The 14,951-nt window shown below is 38.1% G+C and carries 14 protein-coding genes and 1 tRNA gene; 4 read left to right on the top strand and 11 right to left on the bottom strand.

What is annotated here, in order from left to right; all coding sequences use genetic code 11:
* Window positions 1–493: 493 nt before the first annotated feature.
* Window positions 494–1,249, bottom strand: coding sequence for a YnfC family lipoprotein (locus M1F03_RS06050; RefSeq protein WP_154635574.1), 756 nt, complete (start codon window positions 1,247–1,249; stop codon window positions 494–496).
* A gap of 532 nt (window positions 1,250–1,781) precedes the next feature.
* Window positions 1,782–1,858: transfer RNA gene (locus M1F03_RS06045), tRNA-Arg, on the bottom strand.
* Between the two features lie 187 nt (window positions 1,859–2,045).
* Here M1F03_RS06045 and folD point away from each other — a divergent pair.
* Together folD and ybcJ are read left to right on the top strand one after the other, a co-directional pair.
* Window positions 2,046–2,903: a bifunctional methylenetetrahydrofolate dehydrogenase/methenyltetrahydrofolate cyclohydrolase FolD gene (gene folD / locus M1F03_RS06040; RefSeq protein ID WP_318840104.1), complete on the top strand. Its 858-nt coding sequence runs from the start codon at window positions 2,046–2,048 to the stop codon at window positions 2,901–2,903.
* Window positions 2,904–2,921: 18 nt separating this feature from the next.
* The gene (gene ybcJ / locus M1F03_RS06035) at window positions 2,922–3,134 is read left to right on the top strand and encodes a ribosome-associated protein YbcJ (protein WP_154623452.1); all 213 of its coding nucleotides are present in this window, start codon (window positions 2,922–2,924) and stop codon (window positions 3,132–3,134) included.
* A 263-nt stretch (window positions 3,135–3,397) separates the two neighbouring features.
* Here the strand turns inward: ybcJ and M1F03_RS06030 are convergent, their stop codons facing one another.
* The 9 genes from M1F03_RS06030 to cysS all read right to left on the bottom strand — a co-directional run bounded on the left by M1F03_RS06030 (window position 3,398) and on the right by cysS (window position 13,259).
* Entirely contained in the window at window positions 3,398–4,546 is a 1,149-nt protein-coding gene (locus M1F03_RS06030) for a hypothetical protein (protein WP_154623453.1), read from the bottom strand.
* A 28-nt stretch (window positions 4,547–4,574) separates the two neighbouring features.
* Window positions 4,575–7,172 (bottom strand): fimbria/pilus outer membrane usher protein, encoded by a 2,598-nt coding sequence (locus tag M1F03_RS06025; RefSeq protein WP_251463792.1) that lies wholly within the window; start codon window positions 7,170–7,172, stop codon window positions 4,575–4,577.
* Window positions 7,173–7,246: 74 nt separating this feature from the next.
* Window positions 7,247–7,999: a molecular chaperone gene (locus M1F03_RS06020; RefSeq protein WP_251463790.1), complete on the bottom strand. Its 753-nt coding sequence runs from the start codon at window positions 7,997–7,999 to the stop codon at window positions 7,247–7,249.
* Window positions 7,999–8,727, bottom strand: coding sequence for a molecular chaperone (locus M1F03_RS06015; protein WP_196713412.1), 729 nt, complete (start codon window positions 8,725–8,727; stop codon window positions 7,999–8,001). Before M1F03_RS06015 ends, M1F03_RS06020 begins: the two co-directional genes overlap by 1 nt.
* Before the next feature lie 5 nt (window positions 8,728–8,732).
* A complete protein-coding gene (locus M1F03_RS06010; RefSeq protein ID WP_269723771.1) occupies window positions 8,733–9,320 on the bottom strand; it encodes a fimbrial protein in 588 nt (195 codons plus the stop codon).
* A 34-nt stretch (window positions 9,321–9,354) separates the two neighbouring features.
* Window positions 9,355–9,906 carry a fimbrial protein gene (locus M1F03_RS06005; protein ID WP_154623460.1) on the bottom strand — a complete coding sequence of 184 codons (552 nt, stop codon included), beginning with the start codon at window positions 9,904–9,906 and terminating at the stop codon, window positions 9,355–9,357.
* Window positions 9,890–10,615: a molecular chaperone gene (locus M1F03_RS06000; RefSeq protein WP_163860850.1), complete on the bottom strand. Its 726-nt coding sequence runs from the start codon at window positions 10,613–10,615 to the stop codon at window positions 9,890–9,892. The genes M1F03_RS06005 and M1F03_RS06000 overlap by 17 nt, the downstream gene beginning before the upstream one ends.
* Before the next feature lie 69 nt (window positions 10,616–10,684).
* Window positions 10,685–11,200, bottom strand: a complete 516-nt coding sequence (locus M1F03_RS05995; protein ID WP_230085842.1) for a fimbrial protein — start codon at window positions 11,198–11,200, stop codon at window positions 10,685–10,687.
* 670 nt (window positions 11,201–11,870) lie between these two features.
* Window positions 11,871–13,259, bottom strand: coding sequence for a cysteine--tRNA ligase (gene cysS / locus M1F03_RS05990; RefSeq protein WP_154623281.1), 1,389 nt, complete (start codon window positions 13,257–13,259; stop codon window positions 11,871–11,873).
* Window positions 13,260–13,670: 411 nt separating this feature from the next.
* Between cysS and ppiB the strand changes: the two genes are divergently transcribed.
* Both ppiB and M1F03_RS05980 read left to right on the top strand, forming a co-directional pair.
* Window positions 13,671–14,165, top strand: coding sequence for a peptidylprolyl isomerase B (gene ppiB / locus M1F03_RS05985; protein WP_154623280.1), 495 nt, complete (start codon window positions 13,671–13,673; stop codon window positions 14,163–14,165).
* A 13-nt stretch (window positions 14,166–14,178) separates the two neighbouring features.
* Window positions 14,179–14,901 (top strand): UDP-2,3-diacylglucosamine diphosphatase, encoded by a 723-nt coding sequence (locus M1F03_RS05980; protein ID WP_251463786.1) that lies wholly within the window; start codon window positions 14,179–14,181, stop codon window positions 14,899–14,901.
* Window positions 14,902–14,951: the final 50 nt, after the last annotated feature.

Genomic DNA, 14,951 nt, shown 5'->3' with positions numbered 1-14,951 from the left:
TAGCTCCCATAATACGCTGTTCAGTTAAAGGGAATAACGGTCCTATTGCACATGCCTTGTAGGCGAGTAATTAACTCATAAGGCCCACACCAAGCCACTGAATAACAGCATCGAATAACAAACTGGGATCTGAAAAATTTAAACTACCAGTGTTTGCCCTACATTTTCGCCACCACGCATACTTCCATTACGCCAATTCATCGAATTAATTTGATTTTTGGTATTGATCTAAGCGGGGAATGCCAATAGCTAATTGCAGCAACATACTGTGCGTACCGATATGAAAACCTAGCCCTATCTCCGAGAGTACTAGACTACGTCTTTGACGAAAAATAGCGATTATTCAAGAAAGCGGCCTAAACGAGCTGTGAGCATCAAACACGCATCACGCATTTAAAGGCGGTTAATATTTTAACACCGCTGACAAGCCTATCTAATCAACACTCCGCTAATTATATCGCCAGATTTTATAGGCTTTGTCATCACCCGCAGCTCAATAGAACGTCACCTTTGTGGTACTGTTTTTTTTCAGATGGATCTTCTTACCATTCGAGTCGAGCGTTAGAACAAAATTACATTGAGATGGAATATTTTGATGATCATAATGACACTTAGAATCGACTTGCAATATAGTCTGACCTAAAGCCCGAATTTCCATTAAATGGTCAAAAGCTTTGCTCATATCTTTACCATAGGTGATTCTAGTTTCAGAAATGACATCATCACCTTTGTAATATTTTATTGCGATAGGTAATTTAAACTCATTGTAAATATTTTCACCAAATTTTTCTTTGGTGTCAGCCAGTATTGAACCGGTAATAAAACCATCTTTATTGTATTGATATATCAATTCACCATTAGTGTCCTTCCTTGATATTATCTCACAGTTATTACCTATGGTCATTTCTACTGGCCCATTAGCATCCATACCTATTAACTTATTTTTTACTCTTTCTACAAAAAGGTAATTATGAAGACCACTCAGGTACTCATCTTTTTTCTGATTTAAGCTAAAACTCTCTACACAACCATCACGGCCAATTTTTAATTTTGATTCATAGTTGATAGTCTTATCTTCATTATAAACCGTTGATTTTATTTCTTTAACATTACCTTTGACTGGATTGAAGTCATATAACTCTGCCATGTTGAACACAACAGGATTGTACTCTTGTTTGTCAAATGCTGAGGATTCAAAAGATATAAAAAAAGTTAACGGTACAACTAACGCTATATATTTATTATTCATTTAATTTTACACCTTTAATCTACTAATATGCTGTGAGTCATTCTTAATTATAATCATGTTGATTTATTGTTAATATTGTCGATTTTTATAGGCTGAAAATAACATAGGTAAATTTACTTAGAGCAAAAGATTTCAATGTATATATTTAAAAGTACGTATTTTTATTACGCTATTATACTCATAAATTTAACAAATTATTGTAAAAAGATCATTAACGATAAGCGCTTTGAAGGTTATTCTTGCGGTATATAAAAAGCTTAGAATTCAATAGAAAAGCGGTTATTTATTGGTAAAATTCCCCTTGTGAAGGAAAAGATTGCCAGCTGCCCTTTAATTTGAACACTTTATCTGTCTTAGCGATTAGACTCTTTTGAGCAAAAACCGCAGTGCCTAATCAATCATTCTTTCTAATTATGCCCACACATACGTAGATTTCAATAGGCTAAGTCACCCTAAATATAGGGTAATAAAACTAATTTATTGATTTATTTTAAGTTTTTAAGGGAGTTAGTAAAATCGGGGAACATCGAAATGGTACGCCCTACAGGGTTCGAACCTGTGACCTACGGCTTAGAAGGCCGTTGCTCTATCCAGCTGAGCTAAGGGCGCATCGAAAAATGCTTCAACCTATCTGGCTGATAGCGTGGGATTATACGGTTGCTACGCGCTGAGTCAATGAGTTTTCTCTACTAAAATAACTATCTGCTCATTTTATGTTACAGATAGAACTGACATTAACGCGAACTTCTGACAAAATAGAGGCATCCCCAAGTCTCATTTATGGATTAAGTCACAGATGTTAGCAAAAATTATTGATGGGAAAACGATTGCGCAGACAATTCGGCAGGAAGTTGCCCAAAAAGTACAACAACGCATAGAACAAGGAAAACGCGCCCCTGGTCTTGCAGTTATCTTAGTCGGTGCAAACCCTGCTTCACAAATTTATGTTGGTAGCAAACGTCGCGCCTGTGAAGAAGTTGGTTTCCTATCTCGTTCTTATGATTTACCAGATACAACCACAGAAGCAGAACTCCTGAAACTGATAGATGATTTAAACCAAGACCCTGAAATTGATGGTATTTTAGTTCAATTACCGCTTCCAGCAGGTATTGATAACGTAAAAGTCATTGAGCGCATTCATCCAGATAAAGATGTTGATGGGTTCCATCCGTATAATGTTGGTCGTCTATGCCAGCGCGCACCTCGTCTGCGTCCTTGCACACCAAGGGGGATTGTTACCCTATTAGATCGTTGTGGTATTAATACCTATGGTCTAAATGCCGTTATTATTGGTGCTTCAAATATTGTTGGTCGCCCAATGAGCTTAGAACTTCTGCTTGCTGGCTGTACAACCACAGTAACCCATCGTTTTACGAAAGATCTCGAACAACACGTCCGCAATGCGGATTTATTAGTTGTTGCTGTCGGTAAACCTAACTTTATTCCCGGTGAATGGGTCAAACCTGGCGCCATCGTGATTGATGTCGGTATTAACCGCCTTGAAAGCGGTAAAGTGACAGGAGATGTTGACTTTTATGAAGCTTCAAAACATGCATCTTGGATCACCCCCGTTCCTGGCGGCGTAGGGCCGATGACAGTCGCAACATTAATCCAAAATACGTTACAAGCGTGCGAAGAGTATCACGATATTTAATTTAATCAGGGAGCTGTCATGGATATTTTTAAACTTGAAGGTCACCCACACATTGAATTGTGTGATTTGCTGAAAATAGAAGGCTGGGCGGAAAGTGGCGCAATGGCTAAAGCGATGATCGCAGAAGGTTTAGTTCAAGTTGATGGCGTGGTAGAAACGCGTAAACGTTGCAAAATCACCGCTGGGAAAATCGTCTCTATGGACGATCAAAAAATCAAAATTCAAGACTAGTTAAAAAATAATAAAGTAAGCTGATCTTCCATTTCGGCTTACTTTTATATTTCACGTGCTATTTTTAAGCACGATCATACATAATGATACAACCAAGTAATACAATTATAAAAATAGCGATTTATCATATAATGAATCAAATCACTGAAGAACCAACCCCTACATAAAATGAGTATGTTTTGATCACCCCTTCCCTTTACTTAAATCATATTTGTAAAAATAGTTTTATGCACTTCTCTGATTATCGTATTGCTTTAAAACACTTATTTATAGACAACATCAAGCTCCGCGGTTCCCGTTGCTTTACCTGGTTTTTCAGTGCCATTAGGGCATAACGACCAAACGAGAGGTTGCGTCTGTGAAGCTCCGGACGTATTCGCCCCCAATAGCATAAAATTTAAACCTTGGTTCTTTTCTGAAAAAGGAATGCTTGACGCTCTATCCAAACAACCAACAGCGTCAGTTGCTGCATTACTACCTATATAACCGCGGACTAATCCTCCTATTGTGCCATCACCATAATGCAAACTAATTGCATGAGTTCCCACTAACATTGATGGCGCGACAGGTGTTCCAGAAATACCAATTTGAAAAGCTCGGCCATTATTAATGCCACAGTTAACCGTGATTGAAGATGTCGGATTAATAACAGGCAGCCCTTTTGTCGTATCGAATGTCACTTCTGTCGGCGTAGATATAGAGCAAGGGGGATAACTAACGGTTAGTGTTCCACCTTCAAAAATTTGTTGGTTGACTAAATCACCGTTACTTGTAGCCGCTTTTATGAGATAAAGATTCGGTAATGTATAAGACCCAGGCTTTGCATTAGGCCCTACATATAAAAAGAGTTTACCTTGTATTGAAGCCTTATTATTTTTTTTCTGTGGATTCCATACGTGATCCGTTGGTTCTGGCCAAGCAGAGCCACACCACATTGCAGATGGCACTTGTGTTGGAGTGACAGTATAACTACCGTTACTACTCCATGTGCCTTTTACAGTAATATCTTTATAATTTGCAGATGCGGGTTGCGCTCCAGCGCCAACTGACGCTACCCCTGTTGCATTGGTACTTTGGAGACCAATAATGATATCTTCCGCGACTTTATAACCTTTCATATTACCGACAACAGCTTCATTCGAATTTGATAAACAGTTGTATGCTGTTGAGGATGTATGCACCGCAAAACCATCGGCCCTGTTTGCCGCAGCTGAGAATGCACTACTAATTGATGTTAATGTAACTTCTGCATTTACATTACCAAGCGATATAACACTTTCACCCGGTGTCGCGTTAATATTGACTGCCAATGCAGAAGAAGGCATAAAACTAAATGCTATCACTGCGCTAGTAACATATTTATGAAGTACTAAGCTCATAACGGCTTTATATTTTAAATAATGATATTTCATAATCAGTCAAATACCTTAATGCGTTTTGTTATTTTACCGGAGCACATGTGTAAGTTACTTGGCGTATTGGTTGATCGACGTCTAACGTCACATTCGTTAAATCAAAGCTAACCGTGCATTGTTTTTCTGCGGATTCCCCCCATTTAACGAGAAGTTTCCCTTTTTCCGGTAATCCAGTTAAATAAACTAATCCTGCATCACCCACAATGCTGCTGTAGTTATCCGTTGTATGTTGGAGACTGGCTATGGCACCAAACGGAACTGGACTATTATTTTTAATAATCGTCATTAATACTTGGTAGCCTTTTTTGGTCGTGAAATTAACGGGAACAACAGCCCCTTTACTTGGATAAATATTGATATTCGTTTGCGCCACATCGACATCATCAGGCAATGTCGTTGGATCGATACTAATGCTATTTCTTCTATAATCGGAAAGGTAAGGCGCTATACCATAACCTCTCCAGTCAGAACGAGCAGACCCATTATTAATGCTGACATCCGGTGCATCAGGTAAGTAGACCAGAGCTACCGATTCCCCCATATTTTTTGCTAATGTCAGCCCACCAGAATGGAGTAATAAGCCGCCATTTGCGTTCATATTAAATGTTTGAGTCTCACTGCTATGACTATAGCCAGCAGTAACGCTGCCCTTACTTCCTTGGTAACCAACGTTAATATTGCTGTTATTAACACCGTCTTTGTTTTCCCAACTTTGGGAAGCGCTATAGGTTAAATCACCACTCATTAAACTGCCATTAATCCCTGTTTGGATTTGCGATCGTCCATTATTATCGCGAGTGTAGTAGCTAGTTGAATAAATAGACTGTAAAGACTCCGAGTGGCCAAATATGCTAAATGGGATACTTATATTAAAGGAAATTTGCCTGTTTTCAGGCCAACTGCCATTATCATCTTTAATTCTATCGATACTATAGTTAGCACCGTAACTTATCCCCTTATAATTATTACTGTAGCCAATCGAGCCACCCGTTTGCGTTCTAGAACTCCCCCAATAATCATCGCGAGTTGCTCGCACATAAAGGGTTCCCCAATCTCCCATGCGTTGACTGACTTGAGTTTGAAAACTACTACGCCGTCTTTGCATTGCCCATGGGTAAACGCCCTCTTCAAGCTGATAGCCTTCAGAGTTAAATTCACTGAAATTATAATAATTGCGTGTTGAATAACGTAGTGCAGTAAGGTCAATGGAAGTCCCAGTGCTCATCATACTTTTCGAGTAACGAAGACGATAAGATTGCCCCGTTTTTCGTGAATCACCGTTTAGTTTTGCAATAGATGATGTAACATCAAGTGAAACAGCACCTATACTGCCTAATGAAATTCCCGCCCCTATGTTGGCCGCTTGATAGTCTTCAGCCGCTAATACACCACCATAAACCGTTGTATCCTTCGGTAATCCGTAAACCGCCGTGCCTAATAAAAACTCTGCCTCACGAGAACTATTAGTCACGTTTCCATCGTAGCGGCCAGCAGTAATTTCATATTTCCAACCACCAGGCCTTAGCATCACTGGTAATGATGAATAAGGCACAATAAATTTTCTCTCTGTGCCATTCGCTTCAGTGATGGTGACATCATAGTCCCCTGAAAGCCCAGCTTCTTGAATATCATTAATATAAAAGGCGCCAGGCGCGACATAGGTTTCATAAATAACATTACCATTTTGACGTACAGTAACCCTTGCATTACTGTTCGCAACACCTTCAATAGGAGGTGCATAGCCACGTAATTGACTGGGTAGCATCTCTTCACTGGAGCTTAATTTTAAACCGCGAAAAGGAACGCTATCAAAAACATCCCCCCCAGTGTTATTTTCACCCACTAATAAAACTGAACGTAATGCAAATAATTCACGATACAGATAAGTATTGGTAAAACGCGTATAACGTTGATGTTCCTTCTTTTGCGCTTGACCATCCGTATTCTGTTGGCTATGAGTAATGGTGCTACGTAAACGCCATGCCCCGGCATTAAGACCGGCTCTCACCGTTGCAAAAAAATTATCGCTTTTTCTATTTGAACTCAGTTTTGATTTATTTTCAGTATGTCCATAGCTGAAATTATAATTAGCCATCAGTGCAGGTACGCCATAATCCAGCAAATCAGGATCTAATGATTCGTTATGACTTGCTTTCATGGCGACTTGAGGGATGCTAATTTCTAATTCCAAAATAGCGATATTAAAATGCGTCGATGCATCTGGAATTAATGCCGATAAGTTATCAATAGAATAATTTTCTGGTAAGTCTTTTGTTTTTGGTAATTGTTTAATGTTCACCCCATATTTCTCTAAAAATGCGGGGGTTAATACAGGTGATACAACTCCCTGATTATTTTCCTTGAATGTAACGGGCAGTTGCCCAATCCCAACTTGGTTTATATAAACAGAAACGAGATATTCACCCGGTGCAATACTGCCTTTTTTAGCATAGGCAGATAAGTCAACTTGATCCGTTTCGCCCATCGCTTGTAAAAATGCCGGATCAAAATAATCCTCTGCTACCGCAGAGTGAATGCTTAACATCAAGCACAACGCAATAGGATGCCATACAAATTTAGTAGGACTTACGCAAACAGGTGATATGTGCTTATTTCTATTCATATTTATATCCATTGACTTATCAATAGCAAAATGAGGCCTAAAGCAGTAAGTGCTCTTTTTTACTTGTTTTCATTTCAATAAAGAGAACTGAATAATGACAATTCGCTCGTATATTGCTGTGTTACCCCACCGTCCCGATCAATTAACGTCCATATCAGTTCACCTGTGGTATTTTCAGGTAATGGATATTGTTGTTGCCCCATTGGTGGAACCATTTCAAATAAAGATGAGGGGTCTATAATGTTATTTCCCACCTTAATTGAATCGAAAGTCACATAATAAGGTGTTGGGTTTTTTACGACTAAACGACCTTTATCTCGATAAAAAATGAGTTTCTTTGATATTTCATCATCACTATATTTTGGTAATCCATCTGGTCGATAAAACAGTTTTAGATGGTTTTGCGTTGCAATAATAATTTGCGATCTTGCTGCATTACCCTCTTCTTTTTTCTGATTCGGTATTGCTCTTATATTAAGAGTAAATAATGACTCACGATCTTTGGGCATTTTATGGTTAATCGCTTTAATCATTAAGACTACTGAGTCTTTTTCATTAACTTTTTCTAATGGTGGCAGTACAATAAAATCAGGTTTCTTTTGCCCGCTGGCATTTGGTTCTGTTACCTGAGACTGCAATAAATAAGCCATATTGCTGTAATTAGTCACTTTAAACGCGACGCCCTTTTGAGCAGACTCAGGATAAATGACTCTCGTGGATTGCATTGCAATTCCATCATATTTAAGCGCGTTTTGGCTGTTTGATGTGATTGGCAATAGCCATATAAAATGAAAAAATAACAAAGCACGCCATGATGAAAATTTCATTATTTTTTCTCTCCACCTTTCAAGGCTTGATGGTATTCTCGACTTTCTCCACCAAAATCATTCATCACTCTCCAAGTTATATCTTTAGCCTCTTGGTGAATTTGGTATTTTATGTCTGAAAAAGGAGCAACCATCATTCCTGCGCTTTGATTATCTATTTGCTTTCCATTTACCTTTAGTGAAGAGAATGTCTGAAAATAAGCCGTTGGATTATTCACAATCAAGACATTTCCTTTTTGCTGATAAGTCAGCTGTGATGGTGCCTGATTTACGCCACTAATAATATTTTCGGGTCGGTAAAATAACTTAATAACCATTTGTAAGCCAAAAGAGACTTGCGAATAACTTTCGCTACTTTCTGTTAATTCATTCTTTGGTACGCTTGGTATCGCTAAAAAACTTAAATAAAAAACAGATTCTCTATCAGTAGGTAGATGCTTTATTTGATTAGGCATAATCACTACTGTATTTTGGCTTTGTGATTCCATTCTAAATAAAGGTGGATTCACTAAAAAAGGTGCTTTTTCTTGACTGTCAGGTGAAATCAATGCATTAACCTTAACTAAATAGGTATTATTGCTACGATTTTCTATTGTTGCCTTTGTGCTCTTCGCCGTCCCTAAAAAAATAACACGTGTTTGGTTCAGCAATACGCCGCCATCCGCAATAGCGATATTAAATATGCAACTAAATAATAAAGTTAATAACACTAAAAAAAGTTTCATCATTATTTTCAGTCATAAAAAAATTGAAATGTTACTGTGCTATGGAGTTTTCCACCTTGTAATTCACCGCTACAATTCCCACATGAAATTGTTGTCGTAAACGGTATTTTCGTTTTATTTAATATCGATAATGGGCTATTAGCCGTCCAAGTCGCATTAATCCACCCTGTTTCAGCTAAATTATTATTTGCTTTGAAATAGCTGTTTCCCTCTGTAGTGAGTAAAAAACCATATCCTTTCGCTGTTGAGCTGGCTGAATTTACATATAAAGGGCTACCACCAAGTGTTAAGCTTTCACCTGATACTTTAATTTTAGGTGTATAGTGAGTTAAGCTTTTACTATCACAATTAATAAAATCTAAGGTAAATTTTTCTTGTACCGCTGTTCCATTCTTCACATTCGAGGTCAAAATACTTGCGCCGTTATTAAATTCAATAATCGGCTGGCTGACACTAATTTCGCATGTGCCTTGAAGATACTCCGCTGAAAAATGAATGCGAATTGGCTCTGCTTTTACTAAGGCTATATGCCCCAGATAGTTTAATGTAATGACCAACAAAGCAAATTTCATAATCCGCTGTAATTGTTTATGCAAGATGAAAAAATTCTGCACAGTTGCCCCTTACTTCTCACTGAAAAAGAACGGTAAATGTAATATTGGCTTTTAAAAAATCAGGAGTAACCGTGTTCTCTACGCTGACAAGCCCAATTTCAAAATACTCCGTACTTGAGAATTGATTCGATGAATTTAATGGTGTTAAGGCAACCTGCTTACCTTGATTTTCTAATGCGTCATCATTATAAAAATCATTTAATCCACGTGTTTTTATCTTCCGCTGGATCATAAATCCTGTTCCATTAGGAGCGCCGTCTAAAAAAACTTTATTATTACCGCTATACGGCGTTATGCCTTTTAAACTTAATAACGGTGTTGTATTCCCACCTTCACATGAAACTTTTGCTGTAATCGGTTGTATTTCAACCGTTGTTTTTGCCGTTGGAAAATCGGTAACACTGTAAGGCTTAAAATCCAGTGACTTTTCTGATAACTCAATAGCGCAGCTACCATCAACTAAAGACGCTGATAAATCGACTTTTGCAGTACTCTCTGCATGAGCATGACTGATATTTACCAACATCAATGCCAGAAATATCGATGACAGTTTATTGAACCGAGCCATTGAATTGATCCCTTCCGCCAAAGTCATTGATTGCGCTCCACTGCACCTTGCCTTTTTGGTGAATATCTTGATACACCACATCACTAAAAGGGGCGATCATGGTATTGCCTAATTTGGGATTAAGCTTAACCAATTTATTAGCCACTTTAATTTCACTGAGCGTGATGTAATAAGGTGTCGGGTTGGCCACTTTTAATCCATTAGAGTGCAGAGAGAATTTCAATAATCCCATCGCCTCTTTTTGGCTAATAGAAAACTTAACAGGTCGATAAAATAGTTTGATCGTATTTCCCGTTGCAATTTGCAATGTCCCTGCCAAGTTAGGGTTTGCTTTATCATCAAGCTTATCTGTTGCTGGTAATGCTATTGCTCTAAAATAAAAAATAGATTCACGATCTTTTGGTAAATCATTTTTAATTCTGAGAATTTTAACCTGATTTAAATTATTAGGTTCCAAGCGAAACATAGACGGTGTTGTCACAAACTTATCTTGAGCGACTTGTCCTTGTACATCACGATAAATTTGTGTACGAATTAAATATGGCGTATTCGAATTGTCTTCGCTTTTGATAGTAATGTTCGCACCTACATTGTCTCTACTCTCATTATAAATAATGCGAGTTCCATGCAATATGATCCCCGCTATTGCTGAGGTTGAACTCAGTAATAATAACATTGTTCCAATCATGCCAAATACTTTTACTATCATATCCCTACACCTAATAATTTATTTCACATTAAAATGAAGCGCAGAAATCTGCGCTTCAAGTATTACGAGTTACTCAGATGCATAAGCAATAATAATTGGCGCTGAATATGAACCAACAGCAGGCACAGCATCAGTTGAACCCATACCAACCTTGAAAGAATAATTAGTTGGTTGTGTTGCAGATACCGTTACAGGAATGGCTTTATTAGCAACGACTTGGTCTGTTTTGCCATCTTCTTGCAACATAAAGCCAACTGTAGGGTCGCTACCGATAAAGATATTTTTTGCTGTGTTAGCCGTCGTGGTTGTGCCTTGTACATATAAGGCACCTTTATCTGAATCCGCACTACAATTTTCTAATGATACAACAAGCGCCGTATCACCATTTTGTACATTGGGTGTAAAGCTATTTTGAGCAAAAGTACCAACATTAAATACTGAGTTGCCACCATTTGCAGTGACATTACAAGTTACCGCGGTAATTACACCATTCAGTGTAATATTATCGCTATTATCACCAGCAGCAGCACCAAAGCTGACGCCAGTAAATAACATCGCTGTAATTAACTTAGTTTTAAAAGCCATGATATTCCTCATGAACAAGTAGTGATTAATAGAGCTTAAGTAGCCTCATAATAAATTCAAAATAAATAAGAAATAAAAGATCAGTGTAAGTAGAAATAATATTTACCCCTACCTATTAAAATAATAAATAAAAATACATTTATGTAAACACCTGCTTTTTTAATAATGATAAAACTAAACCTAATTATATTATTTTAACATTTATTTAAATCTAAATTTTCATTTAAAATACTATCAGTGAGCCAACCAAAGCAAAAATAAAGAAATCTAAATCCATAATAGTCAGTTTTAGACTATAAAGTTGAAATATAAAATTATATTTCATTAATTTGGTAGTTTTTTGTGTTAATTAAGTATTAACACTTAATTTTGTGAGTTTATAGTCACTCTAGATAATTAAATAATGTTGCTACTTTTGAAATATTATTTATCAAAATAGCTCAAAAAATTAATTAAGCCCGTTGCGTTACTATTAATAACATTTGAATTTTTATACTATTAATATTTTAAAAGCCGATATCTTTTAAGTGACTTAATTGGAATTTTTTAGCTGAATCGATACCAGCTTTATTTATTAATCCATAAATAAAGTGGGATGTTAAATGCAGAAAAAGGGAATAAAAAAACCCGTTAAAAATATTTTAACGGGTTAATCTAATCGTATGAGAGGTTATTTACGGCGCCAAGTTGTTCCTTGTGCACCATCTTCTAGCACAATTCCCATTGCCGTTAATTCATCACGGGCTGCATCGGCTAAAGCCCATTCCTTATTTTTACGGGCGTCATTACGCTGTTTAATCAGTGCTTCAATTTTAGCAACTTCTTCATCGCCTTCACTTTGTGCATTACCTTGCAAAAAGGCTTCCGGCTCTTGTTCAAGTAATCCTAATACACTGGCTAATTGACGCAATTCCGCTGCCAATTCATTCGCAGCAACCATGTTTTCTGCTTTTAAGCGGTTAATTTCGCGAGCCATGTCAAACAGGACGGAATAAGCCTCTGGTGTATTAAAATCATCGTTCATCGCTTCTTCAAAACGGTGCTTAAATACTTCACCACCCGCAGGAGCCACTGATTTATCTGTACCACGAAGCGCGGTGTATAAACGCTCTAAAGCCGTACGAGCTTGCTTTAGATTCTCTTCAGTATAATTTAATTGGCTACGATAATGGCCAGATAATAAGAAATAACGCACGGTTTCAGGATCGTAATATCCTAGTACATCACGAATAGTAAAGAAATTATTCAGTGATTTAGACATTTTTTCACGATCAACCATCACCATCCCTGAATGCATCCAGTAATTCACATAAGGACCATCATGAGCACAGGTAGATTGCGCGATTTCATTTTCATGATGTGGGAACATCAAATCAGAACCCCCACCATGGATATCAAAGTGATTACCCAATGCTTTGCTGTTCATCGCGGAACACTCAATATGCCAGCCTGGGCGACCTAAGCCCCATGGTGATTCCCAGCTAGGCTCACCTTCTTTTGACATTTTCCATAGTACAAAATCCATTGGGTTACGTTTAACATCAGCAACCTCAACACGCGCCCCTGCTTGTAGTTGTTCTAGATCTTGACGAGATAATTGCCCATAATCTTTATCTGTTTTCACCTCAAACATCACATCACCGTTTTCTGCCACATATGCATGGCCACGTTTGATCAGTAAGTCAGTGAGTTCGATAATTTCTTTAATATGCTGTGTTGCGCGAGGTTCACTATCAGGTCTTAGGATATTGAGAGCATCAAAATCCTTGTGCATTTCAGCTAGCATGCGAGTCGTTAACGCATCAACTGTTTCATTATTTTCAGCAGCACGTTTGATAATTTTATCGTCAATATCCGTCACGTTACGTACATAAGTGAGGTCATAACCCAGATAGCGTAAATAACGGCTAATGGCATCAAAAGCCACAAATGTACGACCATGACCAATATGACACAAATCGTAAATGGTGATACCACACACGTACATCCCTATTTTCCCTGGGTGAATGGGTTTAAACTCTTCTTTTTGGCGACTCAGTGTATTAAAAATCTGTAGCATCTGGACTATTCCGTTAAATGTGTACGTGTTTATCACCCATATACTCGACTCACTCCCAGTTACCGCGCGACGGATAGCATTCGCTCATCCTATGCTAGTATTTCGGAAGCTGCTCGCGATAGACCTATCGTGAATTCGCATCTCAAACTCTTTGGAGTATCGCTGGTTCAAGCTATTAAGGGATATTTCAATAAATATAAGGTATCTACCTACAAAATAGAATGATATTGAACCCTGAACACTATCAGAATGCAAGAAATACACATGATCTTTGTCATACTATCGCTATCGTTCAACGCATTGATAACCTAGACAGTGACTTCAAGTCGGGTTTTATCTGTGATATAAACTTCCTGACAACCACGCCTTCAACAGAAGGCGCAATAAATACAATTATTCAGGATAGCTATTATGGTGACTTTTCATACCAATCACGGTGACATTGTTATTAACACTTTTGACGATAAAGCTCCAGTAACCGTCGAAAACTTTTTGAATTACTGCCGTGAAGGTTTCTACAATAATACCATTTTCCATCGTGTCATTAACGGTTTCATGATCCAAGGCGGCGGTTTTGAACCTGGCATGAAACAAAAAGCAACAAAAGCACAGATCAAAAACGAAGCTAATAACGGCTTAAAAAATAATCGTGGTACTTTAGCCATGGCTCGTACTAACGATCCACACTCAGCTACAGCACAGTTTTTCATTAACGTTGTTGATAACGACTTCCTTAATTTCCGTTCAGAACACCCTGATGGTTGGGGCTACTGTGTATTTGCAGAAGTTGTTGAAGGTATGGACGTTGTTGACAAAATCAAAGGGGTTTCAACAGGTCGTAGTGGTTTCCACCAAGACGTTCCACGCGAAGATGTTGTGATTGAAAAAGTGACTGTTAGCGAATAATTCGACGCATAATATGTCCACTTATATCATTGCAGACCTGCATTTGAGTGAAGATGAACCGGCGATTACCGCCGGTTTTATGAATTTTATTCACCAACAAGCTATTAATGCCGACAGCCTGTATATCCTCGGCGACTTTTTTAATTATTGGATTGGTGATGACGATAAGACTCAGCTCCATCAACAAGTGGCTGAAGCCTTAAAAAGCCTTACTGACCGTGGTATCCCTTGTTACTTTATTCATGGAAACCGTGACTTCTTACTAGGCAAACGTTATGCCAAGCAATGTGGCATGACGATACTTAACCAAGAAACATTGCTTGAACTTTATGGTCAACGCGTGTTGATTTTGCATGGCGATACACTGTGTACCGATGACCAAGCTTATCAACGTTATCGTCAAAAGGTCCACACACCATGGATCCAACGTGTATTTTTAACCTTACCTCTATTTATCCGCCGACGTATTGCTGAAAAAATGCGTAAAAATAGTCAATATGCTAGCAGTATGAAAGCCGAATCAATTATGGATGTCAATCAGCAGGCCGTTATTGCAGCGTTAGAACACTATCAAGCGGACTGGATGATACATGGTCATACCCATCGCCCCGCTATTCATGAAATTGATGTCGCTGATAAACGTTATTATCGCGGCGTTTTAGGTGCATGGCATCATGAAGGCTCAGCATTTGTGATAAATGAACAAGGTATTGAGCTCGTTTTTTTCCCTTTTTAATCTCTGATACGGTGACTCAGTAAATTGCTCAGCCCGCATTCGTTTGCTGA

The sequence above is a fragment of the Providencia sp. PROV080 genome, from assembly GCF_033688105.1.
GTDB lineage: Bacteria > Pseudomonadota > Gammaproteobacteria > Enterobacterales > Enterobacteriaceae > Providencia > Providencia zhejiangensis.
Note: the sequence above shows the minus strand (reverse complement) of the source record. Positions and strands in the feature narration are given on the sequence as shown.

Bases quoted from the DNA above. Each gene is read 5' to 3' on its own strand.
- M1F03_RS06050 (WP_154635574.1), bottom strand. From the start codon at position 1,249: ATGAATAATAAATATATAGCGTTAGTTGTACCGTTAACTTTTTTTATA.
- folD (WP_318840104.1), top strand. From the start codon at position 2,046: ATGTTAGCAAAAATTATTGATGGGAAAACGATTGCGCAGACAATTCGG.
- ybcJ (WP_154623452.1), top strand. From the start codon at position 2,922: ATGGATATTTTTAAACTTGAAGGTCACCCACACATTGAATTGTGTGAT.
- M1F03_RS06030 (WP_154623453.1), bottom strand. From the start codon at position 4,546: ATGAAATATCATTATTTAAAATATAAAGCCGTTATGAGCTTAGTACTT.
- M1F03_RS06025 (WP_251463792.1), bottom strand. From the start codon at position 7,172: ATGAATAGAAATAAGCACATATCACCTGTTTGCGTAAGTCCTACTAAA.
- M1F03_RS06020 (WP_251463790.1), bottom strand. From the start codon at position 7,999: ATGAAATTTTCATCATGGCGTGCTTTGTTATTTTTTCATTTTATATGG.
- M1F03_RS06015 (WP_196713412.1), bottom strand. From the start codon at position 8,727: ATGATGAAACTTTTTTTAGTGTTATTAACTTTATTATTTAGTTGCATA.
- M1F03_RS06005 (WP_154623460.1), bottom strand. From the start codon at position 9,906: ATGGCTCGGTTCAATAAACTGTCATCGATATTTCTGGCATTGATGTTG.
- M1F03_RS06000 (WP_163860850.1), bottom strand. From the start codon at position 10,615: ATGATAGTAAAAGTATTTGGCATGATTGGAACAATGTTATTATTACTG.
- M1F03_RS05995 (WP_230085842.1), bottom strand. From the start codon at position 11,200: ATGGCTTTTAAAACTAAGTTAATTACAGCGATGTTATTTACTGGCGTC.
- cysS (WP_154623281.1), bottom strand. From the start codon at position 13,259: ATGCTACAGATTTTTAATACACTGAGTCGCCAAAAAGAAGAGTTTAAA.
- ppiB (WP_154623280.1), top strand. From the start codon at position 13,671: ATGGTGACTTTTCATACCAATCACGGTGACATTGTTATTAACACTTTT.
- M1F03_RS05980 (WP_251463786.1), top strand. From the start codon at position 14,179: ATGTCCACTTATATCATTGCAGACCTGCATTTGAGTGAAGATGAACCG.